This window comes from Arthrobacter sp. TRD_SC_6 (assembly GCF_055361185.1).
The window spans coordinates 1,823,880-1,848,482 of record NZ_CM143953.1 but is presented as its reverse complement, the minus strand read 5'-3'; the positions used below and the strand labels follow the sequence as shown (position 1 = coordinate 1,848,482).

The window sequence follows — 24,603 nt, the reverse complement described above, 5'->3', positions numbered from 1 at the left end:
TGGGCGTTTTTTGTTCCTGTCCTGTGGACGGGCCCGCCAGCGGCAAAACGGTAGACTTGCGCGTGCCCGCCGCCCCCCTTTGAAACCGACAGGGAAACACACAATGCCTGATGCCCTGCCCCTGAAAATGCTCCATGACCGCCTCCTCGTTGTCCTGGACAAGGACAGCAGCGAGCGCCGGTCGTCGTCGGGCATTGTCATCCCCGCGACGGCGGTCATGGGGAAGCGCCTGGCGTGGGCCGACGTAGCGGCGGCCGGGCCAAGCGTCCGGCAGGTTTCACGCGGAGACCGCGTTCTCTTCGACCCCGAGGACAAGTCCGAGGTCGACGTCGGCGGCACCGATTACATCCTCCTGCGGGAGCGGGACGTGCACGCTGTAGCGCAGCCGGACGACGACGACGGCGGCACGGGCCTTTACCTCTAGACCCACCCTGGGCCCGGATTTACAAGACCTGCCAATCCTCCCCAATACAGTTGTTATCCAATCGCTATCTGGCTGACTCAGTTTGGCGATCTGCGGTAACTCGGCGCGGGTAACATGTTCTCCACACTCAGTGACTTCGATCACAGGCATCAGGGCCGTCGTACCTCGACGGACAAGCCACCATCGTGGAGGTTCATAACTTGATAACCAAGCCGACACCGGCGTGGCACAGGAGGCTTCTCCTGCTGGCGGCCGGCCTTCTGGCCGTAATGTTCATGAGCGCACCTATTGCCGGGGCATCCCCCATTCCCAGCGGCTCGCTGAACAGCCAGACCAGCCAGACCAGCCAGACCACAGCCTCCGTCCAGGCGGGTGAATTCCAGAACCGGATCAGCGGTGTACTGCGGAACGCAGAGGGTCCCCTCGCAGACGTCCGCATCACAGTCACCGGCGATGGCTTCGAAGGGGAAACCACCTCCGGCGAGAACGGATCCTGGACAGTGGACGTCCCTGAACAGGGCGCCTATGAAGTTGAACTGGATGAGTCCACCCTTCCTGAGGGAGCCGAACTGGCCGAGGGGCAGCAAAACCCCCGGACGGTAACCTTCGCGGGCACCACCAACATCACCACCCTCTTCCTCTTCGGTGAGGGGATCGTCCTCGAAACAACGAGTTTCTGGAACGTCCTCGCCGACCGCGCCGTCGCAGGCCTCAGCTTCGGACTCCTCCTCGCGTTGAGCGCCGTCGGGCTTTCACTGATCTTCGGAACCACCGGACTCACGAACTTCGCGCACGGCGAGATGGTCACCATGGGCGCTGTCCTGGCGTTCGCCTTCGCGTCCCTTGGGCTTCCCACCATCCTTGCCATCGTCCTCGCTGTACTCGGCGGCGCTGCACTGGGCTACGTCCAGGATGCAGGGCTTTGGAAACCACTGCGGAAGCGGGGCAGCGGGCTGGTGCCCATGATGATCGTCAGCATTGGGCTCGCCCTCGCGCTGCGCTACATCATCCAGTTCAACTTCGGCGGCCAGACCCAGCAACTGCCCGGCGCACAAGGCACCCTCATCGATTTCGGACCCATCTCGATTTCGCAGAACAACCTCAACTCGCTGATCGTCAGCCTCGTCGTGATCCTGCTGATCGCCTTCCTGCTCCTGCGCACCCGCGTCGGCAAGGCAACACGCGCCGTTGCCGACAACCCGGCGCTGGCAGCGGCCTCCGGGATCGACGTCGACCGGGTTATCCGCCTGGTCTGGGTGGTTGGAGGCGCCCTCGCGGCCCTCGGCGGAATCCTCTGGGCGTACTACCGTCCGGGCGTGTCCTTCAACATGGGGCAGCAGATCCTCCTGCTGATCTTCGCGGGCGTTACCCTCGGCGGACTTGGAACGGTGTTCGGTGCCCTGCTCGGTTCGATCATCGTGGGCCTCTTCGTCGAGATTTCCACCATCTGGCTCGAGGCCGACCTCAAGTACGTCGGCGCTCTGCTCATCATGATTCTTGTACTCCTCTTCCGGCCGCAGGGAATCCTCGGCCGCCGTGAGCGCATAGGTTAGGGGCAACTCACATGGATTTCGGCAACATTCTCTCCCTCGCCTTCGGTGAGGTCATCAGCCCCACGACGGCGGCCTACGCCCTCGCTGCCCTGGGCCTCGCGGTCCACTTCGGCTACACCGGCCTGCTGAATTTTGGCCAGGCAGGCTTCATGGCGATGGGCGCTTACGGCTACGCAATCTCCACGCTCACCTTCAACGCTCCCCTGCCGGTGGCAGTGCTGGTAGCGCTCACCGCATCGGTGATCTTCGCCGTCGTGCTCGGTATACCGACGCTGCGCCTCAGGGCCGACTATCTGGCAATCGTGACCATCGCGGCCGCTGAGATCGTGCGGTATATCGTCACGACCAACGGGCTGACCGCCGTTACCGGGTCAGCGAACGGTCTGGCAGGCGGGTTCGAAAACGGGTTCTTCGCCCTCAATCCCTTCCCCGACGGGACCTACAACATCGGTCCGGTGAGCATGAACCAGGATGGCTTCTTCATCCGGATCGTCGGCTGGTCCATCGTTGCACTGGCCTGCCTGGCTGTCTGGCTCCTCATGCGGAGCCCGTGGGGCCGCGTGCTCAAGGGAATCCGGGAGGACGAGAACGCAGTCCGCTCCCTCGGTAAGAACGTCTATGCCTATAAGATGCAGGCGCTGATTCTCGGCGGTCTCATGGGTACGGTTGCCGGCATGATCTTCACCCTCCCGCGGGGTGCCGTCCAGCCTGCGAACTATTCCACCGAGCTGACCTTCTTCCTCTACACGGTGCTGCTGCTCGGGGGCATGGCCACGGTGCTTGGCCCGGTCCTCGGCGCGATGATCTTCTGGGTGGTTCTCTCACTGACCCAGAGCCTGCTGTTCGGCGCAATCGAGATCGGTGCCATCACATTCCTCACCAACGTCCAGGCCGGTCAACTCCGGTACATCCTGGTAGGTGTGGCGCTCATGCTGCTGATGATCTTCAGACCGCAGGGCGTCCTCGGTAACAAGAAGGAGTTGGCGTTCGCATGAGTGAACAGACTTCAGAAGAACGACGGCGGCATCAGGAGGCCGAGCATCCCACAACGGACACTCCCGGCGCCATCGACCACATGACCGATGACCGGCCCATTGCCGCTGAGGCGCCCGGTCCGGGCTGCCGCAAGCGGGATCCCATCATCACAGCGCAGAACGTCACCCGAAGCTTCGGCGGCATCAACGCCGTCGATGTCGAATACCTCGAGATTCCGCGCAACAAGATCACCGCGCTCATCGGACCAAACGGTGCGGGTAAGACCACCCTGTTCAACCTGCTCACCGGGTTCGACTCCCCGCAGAGCGGTGAATGGAAGTTCGATGGGCATGCGTTGGCCGGCGTCGCACCCTACAAGGTTGCGCGTCTCGGCATGGTGCGGACGTTCCAGCTCACCAAGGTCATGGGCAAGCTCACGGTCATGGAGAACATGCGGCTGGGCGCCAAGGACCAGCCGGGCGAAAGCCTGCTGCGCGCCTTATTCAAGGGGCTCTGGGGTGGCCGCGAGAAGGAAATCACCGCGCAGGCCGATGTGCTGTTGGCCAAGTTCAAGCTGGACACCAAGGCCGATGACTACGCGGCCTCGCTCTCCGGCGGCCAGCGGAAGCTCCTCGAGATGGCGCGCGCGCTGATGGTGCGGCCGCGCCTGGTGATGCTCGACGAGCCCATGGCTGGCGTGAACCCCGCACTGACGCAGTCGCTGCTGGACCACATCAAGAACCTCAAGTCCGAAGGCATGACCGTACTGTTCGTTGAACACGACATGCACATGGTCCGCCACGTCGCTGACTGGGTAGTGGTCATGGCAGAGGGGCGCGTGGTGGCGGAGGGAACACCCGACGTCGTCATGAAGAACCCCGCTGTCATCGACGCCTACCTCGGCGCACACCACGACGTGGACCTCGGCGACTCCCACGGGGTAGAGATGCTCGAAGTGGAACTTGCACGGGACGAGGAGTCGGTTGTCGGTACGGACAACGCCGGACTGCTCGACCACAGCAAGATCACCGAACTGGAACATGGGTCAAAGGGCACATCGGAGCCAGCTGAGAAACCGACCGAGGAGAAGCGGCCATGAGCCACTCTGCAGAATCAACCAGTGCGGCCGCCACCCCTTCACCGGCTGGCAAGTCGGTGGTCAAGGTCACCGACCTCGTTGCGGGGTACCTGCCCGGCGTGAACATCCTCAACGGATGCTCCATTGAGGCGAGGTCCGGCGAGCTGATCGGCATCATCGGCCCCAACGGCGCCGGTAAGTCAACGCTCCTGAAGGCCATGTTCGGGCTGGTGAAGGTGCACTCCGGAACCGTGGTGGTTCGGGACCAGGACATCACCGGTCTGAAGGCCAACAAGCTGGTCAGCCGTGGGGTGGGTTTTGTACCGCAAAACAACAACGTCTTTGCGGCGCTGACCATCGAGGAGAACCTCGAGATGGGCATGTACCAGCGGCCCAAGGACTTCAAGAAGCGGTTCGACTTCGTGACCGGCCTCTTCCCCGAGCTTGGCAAGCGTCGCGCCCAGCGTGCGGGGTCGCTCTCCGGCGGCGAGCGCCAGATGGTGGCCATGGGGCGGGCCCTGATGATGGAACCGGCCGTGCTGCTGCTCGACGAGCCGTCCGCTGGCCTGTCCCCCGTCAAGCAGGACGAAACGTTCCTCCGCGTCCACGAGATCAACCGCGCCGGCGTTTCAGTGATCATGGTCGAGCAGAACGCAAGGCGCTGCCTCCAGATCTGTGACCGCGCGTACGTGCTGGACCAGGGCAAGGACGCGTATACCGGAACCGGCCGCGAACTGATGAAGGATCCCAAGGTCATCCAGTTGTACCTGGGTACCCTCGCCGACACAGCCTAGGTTCTTCCTTGCGAGGCCCTCCCCCGCAGGCTCAGGCCTGCATGGGAGGGCCTCTGCTGTGTCCGGGCTCCCGCGCTACCGGCCCACCCCACCCTAGGCACGACGACGGCGCTGGCATGACGGCGACGACGCTTCTGCCCCGCTCTAACGCAGCAGAGCCCCTCCCTTGGAAGGGAGAGGCTCTGCTGCGATGTGCGAGTGATCTAGCTTGTGGAACTACTCTTAGAGCTGTCCTGCCTCGGAGCGGTAAGGCTGCGGGGTGTTGTTCTCGTCGAACTCGTAGATACCGATGAAGGCTTCAGTCGGATCACCGTTCTCGTCGAATGTGATAGGACCGGAGAAGCCCTGGTAATCGATGTCCTCACCGTTGCGCTGAAGGGTGACACAACCCGCGTAGTCGAAGCACTCCGTGCCCTCCTTGGACACTGCCTCAAGTTCGGCGGCGATGTCGGCGCCCTCGATGGTTCCTGCGGCGTCTGCTGCAAGAGCGATGAGGTTGACGGCGTCGTAGCTTTCACCTGCGTAGTTCCAGACACTCAGGCCGTCATCGATCGCAGCGAGGGCTTCCTTGAACTCATCTCCAGCGAAGGAGCCAGGCTGCGTGCCCTGCGCACCTTCCAGGGTTCCGGGATCAAGATCCTCGCTGTAGTCAGCGGTGTTGCCGTCGACGAAGAACATGGAACCCGGTTCGACACCTTGAGCGGTCATCAGCGGGACGATGCTGTTTGCCTGGTCGAAGCTGATGATCACGTAGGCGTCAGGCTTGGCAGCTACAAGTGCATCCACCTGGCTGCTGAACTGTGAGTCGCCCTCGTTGAACATCTCTGAGACGACAACCTGGCCGCCAGCGCCTTCAACGGCTTCGGTGACACTGGCCTGTAGGCCGGTTCCGTAAGCGTCATTGAGGACAATCATGCCTACAGTCTGTGCGCCACAGGACATGATGTAGTTGCCGAGCACCCGGCCTTGCAGTACATCGGAGGGAGCTGTGCGCCAATACAGGCCGTCGTCGTCGGCATCAGTGAAGTCGGGTGACGTGTTGGCCGGGGACATCTGGATGACGCCCGCTCCGGTGATCTGCTGAATCACGGTCTGGGAAACGCCCGACGACGCCGCGCCAATGATTGCGCTGACATCCTGTGAGAGAAGATCGGTGACCGACTGGGTGGCGATGTCAGTGGTGGTGTCGCCGGAGTCACGGTGGATGACTTCAACATCCTGTCCCAGGACGCCGCCAGCCTCATTGATTTCCTGGATCGCTAGGTTTACGCCCGCAATTTCGGGAGGGCCGAGGAATGCGAGGGCACCAGTGGTGGGCAGGATGGAGCCGAATTTGAGCGGTGCATCCGAGGTTGTCTCAGCCTCTGGAACCGCTGAGGGATCGCCCTTCTCGCCGGGAGGGGCCGCTTCGCCGCCCTGGCCCTCGGGGCAGGTGAGTCCCGACGCTGCTGCTGATGATGATGAAGGATCCGGGCCTTCTTCTTCAGGGGCGGAAGTTCCACCGCAGGCAGACGCGAAGAGTGCAACGCCCAGGCTTAGGGCGGCAATCTTCGCCGCGCGCGGAGCCTTCTCCCCGAAACCGAACCGCGCGGAGTTGTGTGTTGCTGTCATGAAATTTATCTCCTCGATCGAAAGGCATGATGAGCCTTTGATGCGATCACCAGGTGTTCCTGGTATGTGAAAAAGCTAGTGCAAATTTGTGCCCAACATAAGCAAATCTGGTTACATCCTTGTAACGCTCATCACAAGTGTTTTGCTTCCCCCTTCCACGGAAGGCCGTGAGTGGGTAGTTAGGGACATTCACGTAAGCTTGACGGGACGCATCACCGGGTCTCCGGCGGGCGTTCCGCCCCAGTAGCCCAATGGCAGAGGCAGGAGACTTAAAATCTTCACAGTGTGGGTTCGAGTCCCACCTGGGGCACCAAAAATACGCCGCTAATCCTCGAAGTAGAGGTGCTTATGCAGGCGGCAGCCCGGATTGAACGGCGCACCGCATGAAGGACAACCGTCCACCTCCAGATAGCGCGTGATGCTCAACGTGGAGCGGCATACCCCGCACAGAATGGCATCCGCACCGAACTCCCCTGCGGGCCACACCTCCGTCTCGTGTCCGGCGTCCGCAGCGTGGCAGAGGTGGCATGGGTAGAACTCGCCGCAGCACCTGAACTGGATCGCGACGACGTCGAGCTCTGTCCGGTAGTGCACACAGCGCGTCTGGTGATCGACAACCGCCCCGAGAACGTTCACAGTTCCTCGAAGGGTGCTGCGTAGCGGAAGTTGCCCGTCGGCACTGCAGCATCCCCGAGTGAACGGACCATGAAGTCCGCTCCCCACGCAGATTCGGGTGGGAGTACGCCCTGGACGTCGGCCCGGTGGAACCCGAAGCGCCCGTAGAACGCGGGGCTCCCGAGCAACACCAGAGAGGATTCCCCCAGACTGACGGCCCTCGCGATGGACTCCTCCACCAGCAGCCGGCCTATACCCTGCCCCTGCCGGTCGGGGCGGATGCCGATCGGTCCCAGCCCCAGGGACGGCACTGTCCCGATGTGCGCCCGCGTGGTGATGACGTAACCGACGACGGCGCCGCCATCGTCCTCCGCCACCAGGGAGAGCGGGGGAAGGTACTCCGGGCACTCCCATAGCCGCTCAAGCAGCACAGCTTCGATGGGCCTGCCTGTCGGCACCGCGAAGGCCGCATCAATGAGCGCGAGCGCGGCCGGGCGGTCGGCTGTGGTTTCGGTTCGAATTCTCACGATCGAGAACTATAGCGCGTTAAACACCGACGACGACGGCGCCTGGACCTCCGTAGGGAAGCCGGCTGCGCGCCGCCGTCGTCGGTGTTGGGACGAACTAAGCCTTGACCTTCTCGGTGTCTTCGGCGCGGTCCTTGTCGAGCGATGGTGCTGCCTGCTTCTTCAGCGGGGTAGCTGCTTCGCGGAACTGCCTACGCGGGGTCTGCAGGTCCATCAGCTGGGTGGTGTCGCGGCCGAAGACGAAGCCGAGAATCCAGTTGCCAACCACGCGGAACTTCCGCTCGAACATGGGCATGGCCATGCCGTGGTACCCGCGGTGGGCAAGCCAGGCCGGCAAGCCGCGCATTCCGAAGCCCATGATGTTCGCCACGCCCTTGTACTGGCCAAAGCCCGCCACAGCGCCGAGGTTCTTGTGCTTGTACTCGCGCACGCGCCCCACACCGTAGCGTTCGGCGTAGATGTTGTCCGCGAGCAGTTTCGCCTGACGAACAGCGTGCTGGGCGTTGGGGACGCAGAAACCTCCCACTCCACCGCCGGAGAGGTCAGGCACAGCCGAGACATCCCCTGCCGCCCACGCGCCGTCCACCGGGCCGTCGTCGCCAGTGATCCGAAGCTCGGGGTTGGCGCGGACGCGGCCGCGCTCGTCGATGGGGAAGTCCGTGTTGCGTACGAAGGGGTTCGCCTGCACACCGGCAGTCCACACCAGCGTGTCTGTCTCGAACTCATCCGCTGCTGACTTGTCCGGCATGTTGATGAGCTTGAGGTTGCCACCCGTGGCGCTGGCCAGGGAGGTGTTGAGCTTGACCTGGACGCCGCGCGAACGCAGGTGGTCAACCACCCACTTCGCCTGGTCCTCGGTCACCTCAGGCATGATGCGGCCCATGGCCTCAACCAGCACAAAACGGATGTCTGCGCGCTCCAGGCGGTTGTTCTTCTTCACCGCTGCCCGCGCGAGATCCTCCATCTCGGCAAGAGTCTCAATGCCCGCGAATCCACCGCCGACGACGACGAAGGTCAGAGCGCGGTCCCGCTCCGGCCCTGGCTCCATCAACGAACCGGTTTCGATGCGCTCCAACAGCCCGTTGCGCAGCGCGACGGCTTCCTCAATGGTCTTCAGGCCGATGCCCTCTTCAGCGAGGCCTTCGATCGGGAACGTGCGGGTGATGGCGCCTGCTGCGATGACGACGTCACGGTAGGTGAGCTCGAAAGGTTCGCTACCGTCAGACGGTTCGACGACGGCGGTGCGCGACGCGTGGTTCACGCGCGTGACCTTACCCGTGATCAGTTCCGTGTCAGTCAGGTGCATGCGGTGGGAGACGACGGCGTGACGCGCCTCGATGTTGCCACCGGCTACTTCTGGAAGGAAGGGCTGGTAGGTCATGTAGGGCAGCGGGTCCACGAGGGTCACGATGCCGCCGTGAGCCTTCACCTTCTTCTGCAGCTTGTGCGCTACATACAGGCCGACGTAGCCACCGCCGACAACAAGGATCCGGGGACGATCAGAAAACTTGGAGGTTTGAGCCATATTCCAAGCGTACCGGACTTTGTGAAAATCTTCACTAGCGCTACGAAGGCTTCGGTGGATCGCTCCCGCTGGAAGGACCTGACCCCTCACCAACCCCGTTTTCCGAGCCGGATTCAGCGGTAGGTCTGCGCATCACACGAAGCACCTGATAGGTGCCGCCGAGCAGGATGAACAGGATCAAACCACCGAATCCAAACACGATCATCGCGGGAACGGAGGACGACGACGACGCCCGCTCCTGCGCGACGGGCGGCTCGGGTTCGGGGATGTCCGGCAGCACTTCCCCCGGCTCGGCTGGGGTGGACGACGGCGGCGGTGGCGCCTCCCCCCGGCGGTACGTCTGGATGTACTGGGCCATACTGACCACCCCGCCCGCGCCCAACAGCCGCTCCTCGGGCACCTCGAGCTCAGCGTTCACGGCTGCCGCAGCATCCAGGATTCCGTGTCCGTAGATGGTGTCCTTCCCCGAATCTCCGGCGTCCTTGGCCGTCATGATGATCCGGTTGATGACCTGCGGCGCGGAGAGTTCCGGGTACTTGGACCGGATCAATGCGGCGACACCCGACACCAGCGGCGCCGCCCCGGACGTTCCCGACCACTTGCTCGCGTAGAGCCCGCCCGGCAGCGAGCCGACGAGGCTTTCCGCTGGTCCGGCAACACCAATACTGATGCCCTCCGACGAGGACTCCTGGCTCGCCTCACGCTCGACGTCGAGCCCGCCTACGGCAAGCACGCCCGGCATGGTTGCCGGCGCACCCACCTGCACCGATCCACCTGCGCGGTTACCCGCGGCGGCGACGATGACGACGTCGTTCTCCTCCGCATACAGGAACGCCTCATCCCAGCTCTCCGGCCAGGTGGGCGAGGTGCTGCCGAGGGACATGTTGATGACCTTCGCGCCATTGTCCACGGCCCACCGGACCGCGTTCGGGATCTGCTCGTCAATGCTGACGCCGGCGGGATTGTCACCGCTGGACGCGCCGCCGATCCAGAGCGAGACGGCCAGAAGGTCAGCCTCGGGCGCTACGCCGATCACGCCGTCGGGCCCGCGCCCCACCGGGTCTTCCTTGGGCTCCGCCGATCTGGATGGCTCGGCGGACTTCGACTTCGACGCCGATTTCGACGGCGAAGCAGATGCGGACGGCGACTCCTCAGGCTCTTCTTCCGCTTCATGGCCGCGGCCAGCAAGGAGGCTCGCCACGAGGGTTCCGTGCTCTGGAACCTCACCGATACCGCGCTGCCCGTCCGGAGCGCCCGCACCGGACGCATCGGTACCGCCGACTACAGCGCCTTCGAGATCCGGGTGGCTTCCGTCGACGCCGCTGTCGATCACCGCGACGGTAACCCCGCCGCCTTTGGTGGTCTTCCACGCCTCCCTGATGCCGTAGTCGTCGAGCCAGTATTCGCTGTCCCGGATTTCCGCGCCGTGTGCGCTGGCGGGCTGGGCCGTCAGGGCGAATATTCCTGCAAGGCCAAGGACAAGTGCGACGACGGCGGCGACAGATTGGGTGGGCCGGCCTGGACCGCGCCGGAAGGCGGCGCTCACTGCTGCTCCGCCGGCCCGGCTGAGCTCAGGGCAATGCCGTCGAGGATGTCGTGTTCACTGGCGACAGCACCATCCACCCGGCCGTCGGTGGCCTCGGCAACCCTGCGCAGGATGGTACGCCAGATAAGGGCACCGGCACCGATGACGTCCACCCGTCCGGGGTGCATGTAGGGCAGGTCCGCGCGCCCGGACCTTGGCATATGCAACAGGGACGTTGCTGCGCCGTCGATTTCTTCGCGGCTGAGCGCCGCGCCATGTATACGTTCGGACTGGTACTCAGGCAGCTTCAGAGCGTGCGCCGTAATGGTGGTGATACTGCCGGCCACGCCGATGATGCTGTCCACCGATGAGAGGGATACATCCGCATCTGCCTGGTCGATCATGCGTTCGACCTCCGCTTCCGCACTGGCCACTTCGCTCTCACTGGGTGGATCGGACCGCAGGAACCGCTCGGTGAAACGCACACATCCCATGTCCATGCTCCGCGCGGCGGTCACCTGTCCATGCGCCCCGACCACGAATTCGGTGCTGCCGCCTCCAAGATCAACCACGAGAACGGGCGCACTGGACTGGTTGGTCAGAACGCTCGCGGCGCCGGCGAAGGAGAGAGCAGCTTCCTCATCACCGCTCACCACCTCGGGCTCGATACCGAGCCGGCTGCGCACGCCTTCCACAAAGACATCCCGGTTGCTCGCATCACGCGTTGCCGAGGTGGCCACGAAACGGACCCGCTCTGCCCCATGTTCCTTGATCAGCGCCGCATACTCGTCCACGGCACTGAAAGTGCGCTCGAGTGCTTCTGCTGCCAACGTGCCCGTCGCGTCGACGCCCTGCCCCAGGCGGACCACGCGCATGAGCCGCACGACGTCGGTGAGCCGCCCGCCGTCGCCGGACACGTCCGCTATCAGCAGGCGGATGGAGTTGGTTCCACAGTCAATGGCGGCGGTGCGCATATCAGGCCTTCTCTCCGCCGGAACGGCGTTCGGCGCGTTTTCTGTCCAGTTCTTCGGGGCTGAGGCCCTGGGTCTTCACATGGCGGCTGAGGTCACGGTGGGGCGGATCCCCGGCAGTGTCCCATGCGCCTGCGCACCGGCACTCTTCACGCGTCCACCACTCGGCGATCGCGTCGATCGCCTCATCTCCCAGCGGATTGATGCCCGGGCCGGCCGCCAACGAATGCCCGACCAGAACGTGGAGGCACTTCACGCGACTAGGCATGCCGCCTGCGGATACGCCGTCGATCTCTGGAACAGCGCCGATCCCCGACCGTTCTCCGACCTCCGAACGCGCCCTGAGGTAGTCCTCGTGGGCAGCGCGGTAGCGGCTGGCCAGATCATTGTCGTGTTCGAGCCGGTCCGTCATCTCTGTCATGGTGCCCGCAGCTTCGAGCCTCGATACAGCTGAGGTGATGACCGGGTGGGTCAGGTAATAAGTGGTGGGGAACGGAATGCCATTCGCCAGGCGTGGAGCAGTGGTGGCCACCAGCGGGTTTCCGCAGACGCACCGTGCACCGATCTCGACGACGTCCCGAACCGGACGCCCCAACTGACGGCTGAGCGTTTCCAGGTCAGCCGGTGTGGGCGCGAGCGGGTTCTCTTCCGTCAAGACGGTCCTTCCGTAAGCCACTGTTTCTGGTGAATCCCCAGATTCAAGGTTAGTCGGTGGCCGCGCGCTCCACTGACTTCCACAAGGCGTCCGTCCAGGGCAGGTCCTGGGGTGCGGCTTCGGAGCGCTGTTCCTCCGATGTTTCAAGCGCGGTGCCGCCCTTGACGAGATAACGCGTTTCCCCCGGCATCACCAGGAAAAGCCGGTCGCGTGCCTGCTGCTTGATATAGGCGGGATCATCCCAGCGCGCGATCTGCGTCTCGAGGTCATCCTGCTCCTGCTCGAGGGCAGCGATGCGCTCCTGCAGCGCGGTGGTCTCACCCTGCTGCTGAAGGAAGGTCCGGACTGACGGTGCCAGCAGCACGGTGATGGTGATGAGTACGACGGCGAGCGCCAGCAAGCGCCCTGAAAAGGATTTCGCGGGGATTGGCTCTGCATCTTCGGCAGGCACGATCTTCCGGTCAGCCACCCAGCGGAATGGCGCCTTGGCTGTACGGATTGCTCCGGCCAGCTGGGACCGTTCAGCTGCACGGGTCTCGGAAGGGGATGCCTTCTTCCGGGGTTCGCTCTTGGCCGGTTTTGCCCTGGCGGGCTTCGGCGCTGGTTTGACCGTTGTTTTCGCAGTTGATTTTGCTGCTGTTTTCGCAGTTGCTTTTACAGTCGGTACAGCTGTGGAACGCATTGAAGCGCCCTGGGTGCCAGGGCGCTTCAATGGTGCTTCCGATTCCCGCTGCCCCTCCACACGCGTTCGCGTTCCGCGCGGAACGCTGGGGCGTCGGGTGGGCATGGGACTCCTCGCTCAAGCTTCGCTGTACGGTCGGCTACCGGTTTACTACCGCCGGTACCTGCTTAACGAGGGTAACGCGCACACCCTTGGATCAGGCGGTGAAACGCGGGAAAGCCGAACGGCCGGCGTAGCGTGCGGCGTCGTCGAGCTCCTCCTCGATGCGCAGGAGCTGGTTGTACTTCGCCACGCGCTCGGACCGTGCCGGAGCGCCCGTCTTGATCTGGCCGGCGTTGGTTGCAACGCAGATGTCAGCGATGGTGGTGTCCTCGGTCTCGCCGGAACGGTGCGAGGTGATAGTGGTGTAACCGGAACGCTGGGCCAGGGAGATGGCGTCCAGCGTCTCAGTCAGCGTACCGATCTGGTTCACCTTGACGAGCAGTGAGTTGGCGGTGTCGGCCTTGAGGCCGCGCTCCAGGCGGACGGGGTTGGTGACGAACAGGTCATCGCCAACCAGCTGCACCTTGTCGCCAAGTGATGCGGTCAGTGCCTTCCAGCCATCCCAGTCTTCCTCGTCCAGCGGATCCTCGATGGATACCAGCGGGTAGTCGCGGACCAGTTCCTCGTAGTACGCGCGCATCGCCGCGGAATCCAGCGACTTGCCCTCGAACTGGTAGGCACCGTCCTTGTAGAACTCGGAGGCCGCGACGTCGAGCGCCAGGGCAATGTCGGTGCCCGGCTTGTAGCCTGCACGCTCGATGGCGGTGGTGATGAGGTCAAGGGCGTCACGGTTGGAGGGCAGGTTCGGAGCGAAACCACCCTCGTCACCGAGGCCGGTGGCCAGGCCCTTCTCCTTCAGTACCTTCTTGAGTTCGTGGTAAACCTCTACGCCCCAGCGGAGCCCCTCGGAGAAGGACTCGGCACCGAGGGGAACGATCATGAACTCCTGGATGTCGACGTCGGAGTCTGCGTGCGAACCGCCGTTGAGGATGTTCATCAGCGGCACAGGGAGCACGTGCGCGTTGGGACCGCCCAGGTAGCGGTACAGGGGCAGTGCGGAAGACTCCGCTGCTGCACGTGCAATTGCCAGTGAGACACCGAGCATGGCGTTGGCGCCGAGGTTGGACTTGTTCTCGGTACCGTCCAGGTCGATCATCGCCTGGTCAATGGACCGCTGGTCAGCTGCGTCGAAGCCGAGGAGTGCAGGCTGGATCTGCTCGATGACGGCTTCAACAGCCTGCAGCACGCCCTTGCCGAGGTAGCGGTCCTTGTCGCCGTCCCGGCGTTCGTTGGCTTCGAAGGCGCCGGTGGAGGCTCCCGAGGGAACTGCGGCACGGCCGAAAGTGTCGTCGTCGAGCAGTACTTCGACCTCGATGGTGGGATTTCCGCGTGAATCGAGAATTTCGCGGGCGTGGATGGCGTCGATAATTGCCATGAATTGCTCCTCTTGTTTGACTTCTTAGACTTCTGTGACTTCTTGGATTTCTGTGACTTGCTTTGGCAGGTGCTACTGGTTGGGCAGATCGGCGGGACGCGGGCACAGCGTAGGCCGATGGCCACAGTGCGCCTGCAGCTTCTTTGCGTGGATTCGGTTCTCAGCCTAATTCAAACCTGCGGTCGATGACCGTCCGTGACGCCTGAACTTCTTTCGCCGTCGCGCTTGTAGGGCTCCTGATACCGCTTCACCGCGAGGCGCAGCGCCCGTTCGGGATCCACCCCCGCTGCCACGGCCTCCCGCACGAGGTCGAGGAGGGCGCTGCCGACCTCTTCCTCCGTGCGCTCGGAGTGTTCCATTTCAGTGCCGCTTCGCCCGTCTGCGCGATCACCGGACGCGCCCACCCGCTCTGCACGGCTGACCGACTTCGACGCAAGAGCGAGGGCGGGAAGGTGGGTGGGAATGCTGTCGAAAATCGAAACCGAGGGCGTCCGCTCCCCGCGCTTCAAAAGGTGCCAGGCCGCCTCGATTTCCCCGACGGTTGCGGGAACTGCTTCCCGCACGCTGCCATCCGGTGCAAACACATGCGGATTGCGCCGCATCATCTTGGCGGTGAGTCCGTCAATGACGCTGCCCATGCCAAAGGATCCGTGTTCCTCCTGGAGGCGCGCGTGAAGCACCACCTGGAGGAGGACGTCGCCGAGCTCGCCACGCAGCTCCTCGGCGGAAGCCGGGGCCTCTATCGCTTCGAGGAGCTCGTAACACTCCTCAACGAGGTACTGCGCCAGTGAATCGTGTGTGAGTGCGCCCATCCAGGGGCAATGTGTCCGCAGTTCGCCGATGACCTCCAGCAACCGCTCCAGTGACGCGCCCGCGCTCATGGCGCGGTTCGTTTCCGCGCCGCTCATGCCCCGCTGGCGGCGTCGTACCCCTGGCCGACCAGCTCGGCGAGCGCGGTGCGGCTCTCCAGCGGAAGGAAAGCTGCCTCGACTGCATTGAGGGTCAATTCGAGCAGGTCATCGAGATCATAGTCGAACGTCTCCACGAGGAGCTCGAACTCGTCGGTCAGGGTGACGCCGCTCATCAGCCGGTTGTCCGTGTTGACGGTGACGTTGAATCCCAGTTGGTACAGGAGGTCGATGGGGTGACTCTCGACGTCGGTGCCGAAGGAAGCGATGGCACCGGTCTGGAGGTTCGACGACGGGCATATCTCGAGCGGGATGCCGCGGTCGCGGACCCACGCAGCAACATGGCCAAGGGAGGCCATGCCATTGTCGTTTTCGTCGAACTCGACGGTGATGTCTTCGGCGATCCTCACGCCGTGACCGATGCGCTGGGCGCGGCCGTTGACCAGGGCGTCAACGATGCTCTCGACGCCGGCAGCTTCACCTGCGTGGACCGTTGCCGGGAACTGGTGCTGCGCGAGATAGGTGAAAGCGTCTGCGAACCGGGCCGCGGGGAAGCCGTCTTCGGCACCGGCGATGTCGAAGCCGACAGCTCCGTGATCGCGGTGGCGGACGGCGAGCTCTGCGATCTCCTGACCCCGGTCAGCGTGGCGCATGGCAGTGATGAGCTGGCCGACCTGAATTGTGCGGCCACTGGCGGCAACTGCTTCCACCCCGGCGTCGAGACCCTCCTGGACTGCTTCAACGGTCTCGTCGAGGGTGAGCCCGTTCGCGACGTGCTGCTCGGGCGCCCAGCGCACTTCACCGTAGACAACGCCGTCGTCTGCCAGGTCCTCCACGAACTCCTTCGCGACCCGCGAGAGCCCTTCCCTGGTCTGCATCACGGCGATGGTGTGGTCGAAGGTCTCAAGGTAGCGGACCAGCGAGCCGGAGTCCGCGGATTCACGGAACCACTGGCCCAGGGCTACCGGGTCGGTTGACGGCAGCTTGTGTCCAGCGGCGTCGGCGAGTTCGATGATGGTGGCTGGTCGGAGGCCACCATCAAGGTGATCGTGCAGCGAAACCTTGGGCAGGCTCCGGATGTCGAAGGCGATGTCTGTGGCAAGGGATGTCATTGGTTCAGTCACAGCTTCAGCCTACGCGTTGTCAGCTTCCGCTTGTCCGTTCAGCACTGGCGGCTGCAGGTTCGCGGCGGGCTGAGGCCGCGCCTTCCTCATCATCCTTGACACAGGACTCAAGCGACGAGCGTGCTGAATCGCTGGTTCTGGCCGCCTTTAGCGGTTCCGGCCGGGGGTGTACCGGCGTGGAGCCGCGGACCGCACTGATGATCCGGTCCACAACAAAGCCCAGGAACACCGCCACCGCAATGGCAACCATGACACCGAGCAGGTGATTATCTTCAAACCAGGCACCCGCGAGAGCCCCGATGCCTACGGAGTAAGAACCCCACGCGACGGCGGAGATAGCGGTCAAGGCAAAGAACCGGCGTCGTGAATAGCCTGTGGCTCCGGCGGTAAGGTTGACCGCCACGCGGCCGAAGGGGATGAAGCGCGCCACCAGAATCAGTGAAGCTGCGCGCTTCTCCAGTTCGTAACCGGCCCATTCGAAGGCCCGCTCCGAGCGCGGCCGGCGCATCCAGGCGAAGCGCCGGGTGCCCACGCCGCGGCCGATGAGGTACGCGATGTTGTCTCCGACGAAAGCACCGAGGGCGGAAACGATGATTAGCAGCCAGATATCCGGTACGCCCTGCGTGATGACGAGGGATGCAAGACCCACCACGACCGACTCGCTGGGGAACGGTGGGAAGAATCCGTCGACCGTGCAGCAGACAAAGACCAGCAGATAGACCCACGGCTGCTCCGCGGTGCTGAGGATGAAGTCGCTCAGCCCATTTGTCACAGCATTAATCGCGTCCACTGAGCTCCTTGGATTTTTTACACCAGACCGGCTGCGGCCGCGCCTTGATGACTCCTATAACGATGCCAGCATCGTTCATTCGCCACCATGGGGTGTTCCCCTGAGAGACCCCCGGCTTCAGCCTTTCTCCAAGGTTAGGGAACCCGCCCGCTGATTCGCGTCGACCGAAGGGCTGATCTTCTGTAGCGGCACTCCTCCCCCGGGATGATTAGGAGATGCGGTCGATGATGAGCTGCTGGGCGGGACGCGATCCTTCCGGGGCGATGACGACGGCGGTTTCCAGCGCCTCGCGCGCCCGGTCAAACTTCTCCGGGGTGTCAGTAAGTAGCGTCATGAGCGGTTCCCCGGCTCGCAGTGTGGCACCCGGCTTGGCATGAAGGCGCACGCCGGAACCGGCCTGGACAGCATCTTCCTTGCGCGCCCTGCCGGCTCCGAGGCGCCAGGCAGCAACACCGACAGCGAGGGCGTCGAGCTCCATCAGTACGCCGTCCGCCGGTGCGTAAATGGTCTCGGACTCCTTCGCGACCGGAAGGGAGGCGCGGGGGTCTCCGCCCTGCGCCTCAATCATCCGGTTCCACACGTCCATTGCCCGGCCGTCCCTGAGTGCCTGTGCAGGGTCTGCGTCCACAACACCGGCTCCCCTCAGCATCTCCTCCGCAAGCCTTACCGTGAGTTCGACGACGTCTTCCGGCCCGCCTCCAGCAAGCACCTCCACAGATTCCTCGACCTCTATGGCGTTGCCTGCCGTCAGTCCGAGCGGAGTGGACATGTTGGTCAGCAACGCAACGGTCCTCACTCCCGCATCCTTACCCAGCGCGACCATGGTTTCGGCGAGTTCGCGTGCCTGAGCCTCATCCTTCATGAATGCGCCGCTGCCCACCTTTACGTCGAGGACCAACGAACCGGTTCCCTCGGCGATCTTCTTGCTCATGATCGACGAGGCGATCAGCGGAATCGCTTCGACTGTGCCGGTGACATCGCGCAGTGCGTAAAGCTTCTTGTCCGCCGGCGCCAGACCGGCGCCTGCTGCGCAGATGACGGCGCCGACGTCGGCCAGTTGGCTCATCATTTCGTCGTTCGTGAGCTGGGCGCGCCAGCCGGGAATGGACTCAAGCTTGTCGAGCGTTCCGCCCGTGTGCCCGAGACCACGGCCTGAAAGCTGTGGCACGGCAACTCCGAACACTGCAACGAGCGGCGCGAGCGGGAGGGTGATTTTGTCTCCCACTCCCCCGGTGGAGTGTTTGTCGCTGGTCGCCTTGCCGAGCGCGGAGAAGTCCATCCGCTCACCACTGGCGATCATTGCCGCCGTCCAGCGGGAGATCTCCTCCCGGTCCATCCCGTTGAGCAGGATGGCCATGTTGAGGGCGGCCATTTGCTCATCGGCGATCGCGCCGCGGGTGTAGGCGTCGATCGTCCAGTCAATCTGTGCGGGACTCAGTGTGCCCTTGTCACGTTTGATGCGGATGATGTCTACGGCGTCGAACTTCTCAGTCACTGTGATTCCCTGTCCTTGCCTGCTTCGGCGAGATGTTGCGGACCGAAGGCATCCGGCAGCACCTCGTCCATGGTCTTGATACCGCTCACCGTCATCAACAGCATGCCCGGAGCGCGGAACTCATACAGCAGCTGCCGGCACCGGCCGCACGGCATCAGCGCGTTCCCGGCTCCGTCCACGCAGCTGAACGCAGCGAGCTTTCCGCCGCCGGTCATCTGCAACTGGCTGACGAGCGAGCACTCGGCGCAGAGGGTAAGCCCGTAGGAGGCGTTCTCCACGTTGCAGCCAGAGACTATGCGGCCGTCCTCCGTCAAAGCGGCTGCCCCTACCGGAAACTTCGAGTACGGCACGTAGGCCATCCTCATGGCCGCGGTAGCCGCTTCGGCGAGCTGCGCCCACGGGACGTCCGGCGCGGAGCCGTGGGCCGCCGTCGTCGTTGTCGTTGACATCGAAGCTACTCCTTGACGTAGGGCACGCCGCTTGCGGCCGGAGGCCGGGACCGGCCCACCAGCCCGGCGACGGCGAGAATGGTCACGATGTACGGAAGCATGGCCAGGAACTGGCTCGGCACGTCCGTTCCGATGATGGACAGGACGAAACGGAGGTTCGTCGCAAACCCGAACAGGAGCGCCGCGAAGAACGCACCAATCGGGTTCCACCGTCCGAAGATCAAGGCGGCGAGCGCGATGTACCCCTGACCCGCAGTCATGTCCCGGGTAAACGTACTGACTGAGACCAGTGTGAAGAACGCTCCACCGAAGCCGGCGACCGCCCCACCCAGCAGGACATTCCAGAACCGGGTCGAGTTGACCTTGATGCCCATGGTGTCCGCGGCTTGCGGGTGCTCACCGACGGCACGCACGCGCAGGCCCCACTTGGTGCGGTACAGCCCGAGCCAGATGATGATCACCGCCGCGTACATGAAGTAGCCGATGATGCTCTGCTGGAAGAGGATGGGGCCGATCACCGGGATGTCCGCCAATAGCGGTATCCGGATATCGGGGAGGCTGGGCGGAGAGTTGAAGGTTCCGGAATCGCGGCTGAGCAGAGTCGAGGCCAGGAAGCCCGTGAGACCAGAGACCAGCACGTTCAGCACCACACCGACGATGATCTGGTTCACCAGGTACTTGATGCTGAAGATCGCGAGAATCAGGGAGACCAGAACTCCGGCGAACGCCGCGGCAAACAGGCCGACGTAGACGTTGCCGGACACCGAAGCGGCTACTGCGGCCGCGAACGCGCCGGAAAGCAGTTGACCCTCGATAGCGATGTTCACCACGCCCACTCGCTCGCACAGCACGCCCGAGAGTGAACCGAAGATCAGCGGGATGGCCAGAGTGACCGAACCGGCGATGAGGCCCGCCAGAGAGATGCTTGGGCGGTCGGCGATGCCCACGACCCAGGTAAGGAATCCGACCACGAACAGGACGGCATAGGCAATGCCGAACCAGCGGTTGATCTTCTCGCCTTTACGGGCCAGTAAGTAGGAATAGACGGCGACCGCCGTCAACGCCAGTGCAACCACCCACCCCACCACGTTGGCTGGAAGCGTGAGATCTGCGAGGCGGAAGCGGTCGGAGTCATCGGAGACCCGGAAGACCGCAGTGGTGGCCGGGCCGCCGATAGCGAAGACAATCAGCGCTATCACGGCTCCGATGCCAAACCCGATCGGCGCCTTCCAGCTTCGGCCTGATGATCCGGCGACCGAGGGGTCGGTCACGGTTGCTGCCATGCTCATGCTGTACCTCCGGCTGCTGCCTTCTGCTTGGCGTTGCCCTTGCGGCCGGCCTTCTGCTTGCGGTCAATTCGGAAGATTGCCTTCACCAGCGGCGGTGCCGCAATGAACAGGACGATCAGCGACTGGACCACCAGGACAATGTCGATCGGGGTACCGGTCAACGTCTGCATCTGCACGCCCCCGGCCCGGAAAGCGCCGAAGAGCACGCCAGCGAAGAACACACCCCACGGATGTGACCGGCCAAGCAGCGCAACGGTGATCGCGTCGAAGCCGAAGCTCGCCGCGATGCCGCTGGTGAGAACCTGCTCGGTGCCGGCAACCTGCGCCACTCCAGCCAGGCCCGCCAGTCCGCCCGCAAGCATCATGACAACGACGTAACCCTTGGTGACGCTGATGCCCGCAGTGCGCGCGGCAAACGGGTTGGCGCCGACGGCTCGGAGTTCAAAACCCACGGTGGAGCGGTTCAACAGCCACCACACGCCGTAGGTTGCTGCCAGGGCCACCAGGAAGCCGAGGTGCAAACGGAATCCGGAGCCGAGGATCTGTGGGAGCAGGGCAGTTTCGTCCAGGCGGGGGCTGATCGGATTCGAGGAGCCCGGGTTCTGAAAGGACGGTGTGGTAAGCAGGTACCCGACGAGGTTGATGGCGATGTAGTTGAGCATGATGGTCACGATGACCTCGTGTGCGCCCGTGCGCGCCTTCAGGATCCCGGGGATGAATCCCCAGACCGCTCCGCCGATGAACCCTGCGATCACTACCAGCAGGAGGTGCAGGCCGAATGGCAGGTGCAGCGAGAAGCCGACCCATCCGGCGAACATCGCGCCCAGGATGATCTGGCCCTGGGCACCGATGTTGAACAGTCCGGCGCGGAAGGCGAGTGCGACGCCGAGACCCGCGAGGACCAGCGGAGTGGCCACGGTCAGTGTCTCGGTCAGGGGGCGGAACATCAATGCCAGGGAGTCAGCGCGCGGATTGAACACGGCTCCCTGGAACAGTGCGGCGTAGGCTCCGCTTGCGGCCTCCCACGCTGCAAACAGGGTGTCGGTCGGTCGGCTGAAGAAGTACGACGCTGACGCCGCCACCTCTTCGTCCGTGAGGGCGATGAGGATCCCGCCAAGGATGATCGAGAGTACGACGGCGAGAATCGCCACCAGCGAGGAACCGCTGACAATGCTTTGGAAGATCCCACGGCTGCGGTCCTGCTCGTCCTGGGGCGCCGGCGTCGTGTCCCTCGTTCCGCTGGCGGGCGGCGGTGCAGCTGTGTCCTCTGCGGCGTCGGGAGTGCGTGTATTTTCAGTGCTCACTGGCTTCCTTCCTCAGTGGCTGCTGCCCTGCGGCCGTGTCCGGTTGCGGGTTCATCGGGTGTCCCGGTGCCGCTTCCCGTTGGCTGCTGCAAAGCTTCCTCGGCGGTCATGCCAGCCATCATGAGGCCAAGCACGTCACGCGATGTGTCTCCGGGCACAACGCCCATGAGTTCTCCTCCGTGAAGGACCGCAATGCGGTCCGCAAGTTCGCTGATTTCGTCGAGCTCGGTGGACACGATCATTACGGGAGTGCCGCTGTCGCGCTCGGCCACAATGCGTTTGTGCAGGAACTCGATGGAACCCACGTCAACGCCGCGGGTCGGCTGCGAAGCGATGAACAGGTTCAGCGGCCGCGAGAGCTCCCGAGCGAGAACCACCTTCTGCTGGTTTCCACCCGAGAGGGTACTGACCGGCGCTTCAGCGCTTTGGGTGCGTACGTCGAACTCGGCGACCTTCTCCCGGGCGTTCTGTGAAACCACCGAGGGTTTCATTGCCAGACCCTTCGCAAAGGGAGCCTCGTTGTACCAGTTGAGGATCATGTTCTCGGCGATCGAGAAGCTCCCGACCAGGCCGTCAACCTTGCGGTCCTCGGGGACGAAACCCACGCCCTCCCGGATGATGTCCTTGACCTTCATACCTAGCAGTTCCTTGCCGTTGAGCTGGACGGAACCGGTGGCATGCGGGTGGAGTCCAAGAACTGCTTCGGTGAGCTCGGTCTGACCATTACCCTGGACGCCGGCGATGGCGAGGATCTCGCCCTTCGCGATGTCGAAGCTCACATCATCCAGGAGGTTCTGCCCTCCCGCCCCTGCGACCGTGAGGTTGCGAACCTTGAAGGTTGTCTCTCCCGGCGTCGCGGGAGCCTTGTTCAGGCTCAAGCTGACCTGACGCCCTACCATCATCGATGCCAGGTCACTGGTGCTGGCTGTGGGCTCGACGGTACCGACGACGGCACCGCGGCGAATCACGGTAATGACGTCCGAGACCGCCTTCACTTCGCGCAGCTTGTGTGAGATGAACACTATGGCGGTGCCGCCGGCCTTCAGCTCGTCAATAATCTGGATGAGCTCATCGGTTTCCTGCGGCGTAAGTACGGCGGTGGGCTCATCGAGGATCAGCACCTCGGCCTTCCGAACCAACGCCTTGATGATTTCGACACGCTGTTGAACACCTACGGGGAGGTCTTCGACGAGGGCGTCGGGGTTGACGTCGAACCCGTAGCGGTCAGATATCTCGCGGATGCGCTGGCGGGTCTTCTCCAGATCGAGGACACCGCCCGCCTTGGTGTGCTCGTCTCCCAAAGCCACGTTTTCTGCCACGGTGAACACCGGGATGAGCATGAAGTGCTGGTGCACCATGCCAATCCCCGCGGCCATGGCGTCACCGGGCCCACGGAAGGTGACCGGCTTTCCATCAACGAGGATGCGGCCTTCCGTGGGTTCATAGAGCCCATAGAGCACGTTCATCAGCGTGGATTTGCCGGCACCGTTCTCTCCGAGGAGGCAGTGCACCTCCCCGGGATTGACCACGAGGTCAATGCTGTCATTGGCAACTAGGGAGCCAAAACGTTTGGTGATTCCCTGCAGTTCGAGTTTCACAACCCCAAACCAACCTGTCCGTAATAGCAGGTACGTACCCCGTGGGCAACGCACTCTCAATGGATTTCGGTTCAACCGTAACGCGAAACACGCCGCCCGCCCCGGGGCCAGAGGATCCTGGTACGGAGCGGGCGGCGCGTTGCGTCAGGTGTTACTGGGGGCTTGCCTCAGACTCGACGGTGATGTCACCCGAGATGATGCCGGCCTTGATCTCCTCGAGCTCAGCCTTCAGCTCGTCGGAGACGGCTTCCTCCTGATCGTGGAACGGTGCCAGGGCAACGCCGCCGTTCTCGAGGGTGCCAACGTAGGGCTCATTGCTGAACTTGTCCTCGACGTCTTCGGAGATGACCTCCTCGACAGCTTCGCCCATGAGCTTCATGACCGAGCTGAGGATGAATTCGGTGCCAGTCTCGACGGTAAGGAACCCGTCGGAGTCCACCCAGATGACCTTGTTGGTGCCACCGTCACCATTGGCTTCCTCAACAGCTTCAATGGTGCCGAGGCCTACGGGGCCGGCAACCGGCATGATGATGTCCGCGCCCTCGTTGATGAAGTTCTGGGTGTTGGTCTTGCCCGCAGCCTGGTTGGAGAAGTCACCGACGAATGTGCCGGTCTGCGCTTCCTTGTCCCAGCCGAGCAGTTGGACGTCGGCGTCCTTCTGCTCGTTGTAGTAGGCGACACCGTCCGCGAAGCCGTCCATGAAGATGGTGACCGTGGGGATCTGGATACCGCCGTAGGTTGCTACGCGGCCCGTCTCCGACGCCCCTGCTGCAAGGTAACCGGCCATGAACGCAGCCTGCGCCGTGTCGTAGATGATGGGCTTGACGTTCGGCAGGTCAATCTGTGCGTCGTCAACGATAGCGAAGTTGGTCTCGGGATTAGCCTCCGCTGCCTCGGCTGTTGTTGCCGAAAGCAGGAAGCCCACGGTCACAATCAGGTCGCAGCCGGAGGTGACCATGGAGTTGACGTTCGGGGTGAAGTCCGTCTCCGCCTGGGATTCAGCCTGCTGAACTTCAATCCCAAGCGACTCCTTGGCGGCCTGGATACCCTCATACGAAGACTGGTTGAACGACTGGTCGTCGAATCCACCGGAATCCGAGACGATGCAGCCGGTGTAGTCGGTGTTTTCTGCAGCGGGATCGGATCCCCCGCCCGTTTCGGCTGGCGGCGGCGCGCCACAACCTGCCAGAAGAAGGGCTGCGGCTCCCAGTGATGCAACGGACATGCCGGTGCG

22 protein-coding genes, 1 tRNA gene and 1 pseudogene are annotated in these 24,603 nt (G+C 63.6%); 6 read left to right on the top strand and 18 right to left on the bottom strand.

Annotation, left to right across the window (positions count from 1 at the left end):
• Nucleotides 1-103 precede the first annotated feature (103 nt).
• The 5 genes from ACWA1U_RS08970 to ACWA1U_RS08950 all read left to right on the top strand — a co-directional run bounded on the left by ACWA1U_RS08970 (nt 104) and on the right by ACWA1U_RS08950 (nt 4,824).
• Complete coding sequence (locus tag ACWA1U_RS08970) at nt 104-424, top strand: GroES family chaperonin (RefSeq protein WP_463721865.1); 321 nt, start codon at nt 104-106, stop codon at nt 422-424.
• 269 nt (nt 425-693) lie between these two features.
• Complete coding sequence (locus tag ACWA1U_RS08965; RefSeq protein ID WP_463724988.1) at nt 694-1,977, top strand: branched-chain amino acid ABC transporter permease; 1,284 nt, start codon at nt 694-696, stop codon at nt 1,975-1,977.
• Nucleotides 1,978-1,988: 11 nt separating this feature from the next.
• Entirely contained in the window at nt 1,989-2,972 is a 984-nt protein-coding gene (locus tag ACWA1U_RS08960; protein WP_463721864.1) for a branched-chain amino acid ABC transporter permease, read from the top strand.
• A gap of 80 nt (nt 2,973-3,052) precedes the next feature.
• Nucleotides 3,053-4,051 carry an ABC transporter ATP-binding protein gene (locus ACWA1U_RS08955; protein WP_463724987.1) on the top strand — a complete coding sequence of 333 codons (999 nt, stop codon included), beginning with the start codon at nt 3,053-3,055 and terminating at the stop codon, nt 4,049-4,051.
• Nucleotides 4,048-4,824: an ABC transporter ATP-binding protein gene (locus tag ACWA1U_RS08950; protein WP_463721863.1), complete on the top strand. Its 777-nt coding sequence runs from the start codon at nt 4,048-4,050 to the stop codon at nt 4,822-4,824. The genes ACWA1U_RS08955 and ACWA1U_RS08950 overlap by 4 nt, the downstream gene beginning before the upstream one ends.
• 222 nt (nt 4,825-5,046) lie before the next feature.
• On the opposite strand, the gene ACWA1U_RS08945 is transcribed toward ACWA1U_RS08950, so the two are convergent.
• Nucleotides 5,047-6,435, bottom strand: coding sequence for an ABC transporter substrate-binding protein (locus ACWA1U_RS08945; protein WP_463721862.1), 1,389 nt, complete (start codon nt 6,433-6,435; stop codon nt 5,047-5,049).
• A 237-nt stretch (nt 6,436-6,672) separates the two neighbouring features.
• On the opposite strand from ACWA1U_RS08945, the gene ACWA1U_RS08940 reads away from it, so the two are divergent.
• A tRNA-Leu gene (locus ACWA1U_RS08940) sits at nt 6,673-6,748 on the top strand.
• A gap of 11 nt (nt 6,749-6,759) precedes the next feature.
• Here the strand turns inward: ACWA1U_RS08940 and ACWA1U_RS08935 are convergent.
• The 17 genes and pseudogenes from ACWA1U_RS08935 to ACWA1U_RS08855 all read right to left on the bottom strand — a co-directional run bounded on the left by ACWA1U_RS08935 (nt 6,760) and on the right by ACWA1U_RS08855 (nt 24,594).
• Nucleotides 6,760-7,071, bottom strand: a complete 312-nt coding sequence (locus ACWA1U_RS08935) for a CHY zinc finger protein (RefSeq protein ID WP_463721861.1) — start codon at nt 7,069-7,071, stop codon at nt 6,760-6,762.
• A complete protein-coding gene (locus ACWA1U_RS08930; RefSeq protein WP_463721860.1) occupies nt 7,068-7,577 on the bottom strand; it encodes a GNAT family N-acetyltransferase in 510 nt (169 codons plus the stop codon). The genes ACWA1U_RS08935 and ACWA1U_RS08930 overlap by 4 nt, the downstream gene beginning before the upstream one ends.
• A 97-nt stretch (nt 7,578-7,674) precedes the next feature.
• A complete protein-coding gene (locus ACWA1U_RS08925; RefSeq protein WP_463721859.1) occupies nt 7,675-9,102 on the bottom strand; it encodes an NAD(P)/FAD-dependent oxidoreductase in 1,428 nt (475 codons plus the stop codon).
• Nucleotides 9,103-9,142: 40 nt separating this feature from the next.
• Entirely contained in the window at nt 9,143-10,648 is a 1,506-nt protein-coding gene (locus ACWA1U_RS08920; protein WP_463721858.1) for a S8 family serine peptidase, read from the bottom strand.
• Nucleotides 10,645-11,601 carry a Ppx/GppA phosphatase family protein gene (locus ACWA1U_RS08915; protein WP_463721857.1) on the bottom strand — a complete coding sequence of 319 codons (957 nt, stop codon included), beginning with the start codon at nt 11,599-11,601 and terminating at the stop codon, nt 10,645-10,647. The genes ACWA1U_RS08920 and ACWA1U_RS08915 overlap by 4 nt, the downstream gene beginning before the upstream one ends.
• A gap of 1 nt (nt 11,602) precedes the next feature.
• Nucleotides 11,603-12,274, bottom strand: coding sequence for a DUF501 domain-containing protein (locus ACWA1U_RS08910; protein ID WP_463721856.1), 672 nt, complete (start codon nt 12,272-12,274; stop codon nt 11,603-11,605).
• A gap of 28 nt (nt 12,275-12,302) precedes the next feature.
• Nucleotides 12,303-13,040 (bottom strand): FtsB family cell division protein, encoded by a 738-nt coding sequence (locus ACWA1U_RS08905; protein ID WP_463721855.1) that lies wholly within the window; start codon nt 13,038-13,040, stop codon nt 12,303-12,305.
• Nucleotides 13,041-13,131: 91 nt separating this feature from the next.
• The gene (gene eno, locus ACWA1U_RS08900) at nt 13,132-14,412 is read right to left on the bottom strand and encodes a phosphopyruvate hydratase (protein WP_463721854.1); all 1,281 of its coding nucleotides are present in this window, start codon (nt 14,410-14,412) and stop codon (nt 13,132-13,134) included.
• Between the two features lie 170 nt (nt 14,413-14,582).
• Nucleotides 14,583-15,320 (bottom strand): MazG nucleotide pyrophosphohydrolase domain-containing protein, encoded by a 738-nt coding sequence (locus ACWA1U_RS08895; protein ID WP_463721853.1) that lies wholly within the window; start codon nt 15,318-15,320, stop codon nt 14,583-14,585.
• Nucleotides 15,317-16,432: an adenosine deaminase gene (locus tag ACWA1U_RS08890; protein WP_463724986.1), complete on the bottom strand. Its 1,116-nt coding sequence runs from the start codon at nt 16,430-16,432 to the stop codon at nt 15,317-15,319. The genes ACWA1U_RS08895 and ACWA1U_RS08890 overlap by 4 nt, the downstream gene beginning before the upstream one ends.
• Before the next feature lie 172 nt (nt 16,433-16,604).
• Nucleotides 16,605-17,216: pseudogene (locus ACWA1U_RS08885) on the bottom strand (DedA family protein); the annotation flags it as partial.
• Between the two features lie 226 nt (nt 17,217-17,442).
• A complete protein-coding gene (locus ACWA1U_RS08880; protein WP_463724985.1) occupies nt 17,443-18,735 on the bottom strand; it encodes a thymidine phosphorylase in 1,293 nt (430 codons plus the stop codon).
• Entirely contained in the window at nt 18,726-19,178 is a 453-nt protein-coding gene (locus tag ACWA1U_RS08875) for a cytidine deaminase (protein WP_463721852.1), read from the bottom strand. Before ACWA1U_RS08875 ends, ACWA1U_RS08880 begins: the two co-directional genes overlap by 10 nt.
• A 5-nt stretch (nt 19,179-19,183) precedes the next feature.
• Nucleotides 19,184-20,461 carry an ABC transporter permease gene (locus tag ACWA1U_RS08870; RefSeq protein WP_463724984.1) on the bottom strand — a complete coding sequence of 426 codons (1,278 nt, stop codon included), beginning with the start codon at nt 20,459-20,461 and terminating at the stop codon, nt 19,184-19,186.
• A 2-nt stretch (nt 20,462-20,463) separates the two neighbouring features.
• The gene (locus ACWA1U_RS08865) at nt 20,464-21,771 is read right to left on the bottom strand and encodes an ABC transporter permease (RefSeq protein ID WP_463721851.1); all 1,308 of its coding nucleotides are present in this window, start codon (nt 21,769-21,771) and stop codon (nt 20,464-20,466) included.
• Nucleotides 21,768-23,369, bottom strand: coding sequence for an ABC transporter ATP-binding protein (locus tag ACWA1U_RS08860; protein ID WP_463721850.1), 1,602 nt, complete (start codon nt 23,367-23,369; stop codon nt 21,768-21,770). The genes ACWA1U_RS08865 and ACWA1U_RS08860 overlap by 4 nt, the downstream gene beginning before the upstream one ends.
• A 151-nt stretch (nt 23,370-23,520) precedes the next feature.
• Complete coding sequence (locus tag ACWA1U_RS08855) at nt 23,521-24,594, bottom strand: BMP family lipoprotein (RefSeq protein WP_463721849.1); 1,074 nt, start codon at nt 24,592-24,594, stop codon at nt 23,521-23,523.
• Between the last annotated feature and the right edge of the window lie 9 nt (nt 24,595-24,603).

Bases quoted from the DNA above. Each gene is read 5' to 3' on its own strand.
- ACWA1U_RS08925 (WP_463721859.1), bottom strand. From the start codon at position 9,102: ATGGCTCAAACCTCCAAGTTTTCTGATCGTCCCCGGATCCTTGTTGTC.
- ACWA1U_RS08965 (WP_463724988.1), top strand. From the start codon at position 694: ATGTTCATGAGCGCACCTATTGCCGGGGCATCCCCCATTCCCAGCGGC.
- ACWA1U_RS08905 (WP_463721855.1), bottom strand. From the start codon at position 13,040: ATGCCCACCCGACGCCCCAGCGTTCCGCGCGGAACGCGAACGCGTGTG.
- ACWA1U_RS08855 (WP_463721849.1), bottom strand. From the start codon at position 24,594: ATGTCCGTTGCATCACTGGGAGCCGCAGCCCTTCTTCTGGCAGGTTGT.
- ACWA1U_RS08945 (WP_463721862.1), bottom strand. From the start codon at position 6,435: ATGACAGCAACACACAACTCCGCGCGGTTCGGTTTCGGGGAGAAGGCT.
- ACWA1U_RS08915 (WP_463721857.1), bottom strand. From the start codon at position 11,601: ATGCGCACCGCCGCCATTGACTGTGGAACCAACTCCATCCGCCTGCTG.
- ACWA1U_RS08950 (WP_463721863.1), top strand. From the start codon at position 4,048: ATGAGCCACTCTGCAGAATCAACCAGTGCGGCCGCCACCCCTTCACCG.
- ACWA1U_RS08970 (WP_463721865.1), top strand. From the start codon at position 104: ATGCCTGATGCCCTGCCCCTGAAAATGCTCCATGACCGCCTCCTCGTT.
- ACWA1U_RS08890 (WP_463724986.1), bottom strand. From the start codon at position 16,432: ATGACATCCCTTGCCACAGACATCGCCTTCGACATCCGGAGCCTGCCC.
- eno (WP_463721854.1), bottom strand. From the start codon at position 14,412: ATGGCAATTATCGACGCCATCCACGCCCGCGAAATTCTCGATTCACGC.
- ACWA1U_RS08870 (WP_463724984.1), bottom strand. From the start codon at position 20,461: ATGGCAGCAACCGTGACCGACCCCTCGGTCGCCGGATCATCAGGCCGA.
- ACWA1U_RS08895 (WP_463721853.1), bottom strand. From the start codon at position 15,320: ATGAGCGGCGCGGAAACGAACCGCGCCATGAGCGCGGGCGCGTCACTG.
- ACWA1U_RS08875 (WP_463721852.1), bottom strand. From the start codon at position 19,178: ATGTCAACGACAACGACGACGGCGGCCCACGGCTCCGCGCCGGACGTC.
- ACWA1U_RS08955 (WP_463724987.1), top strand. From the start codon at position 3,053: ATGACCGATGACCGGCCCATTGCCGCTGAGGCGCCCGGTCCGGGCTGC.
- ACWA1U_RS08960 (WP_463721864.1), top strand. From the start codon at position 1,989: ATGGATTTCGGCAACATTCTCTCCCTCGCCTTCGGTGAGGTCATCAGC.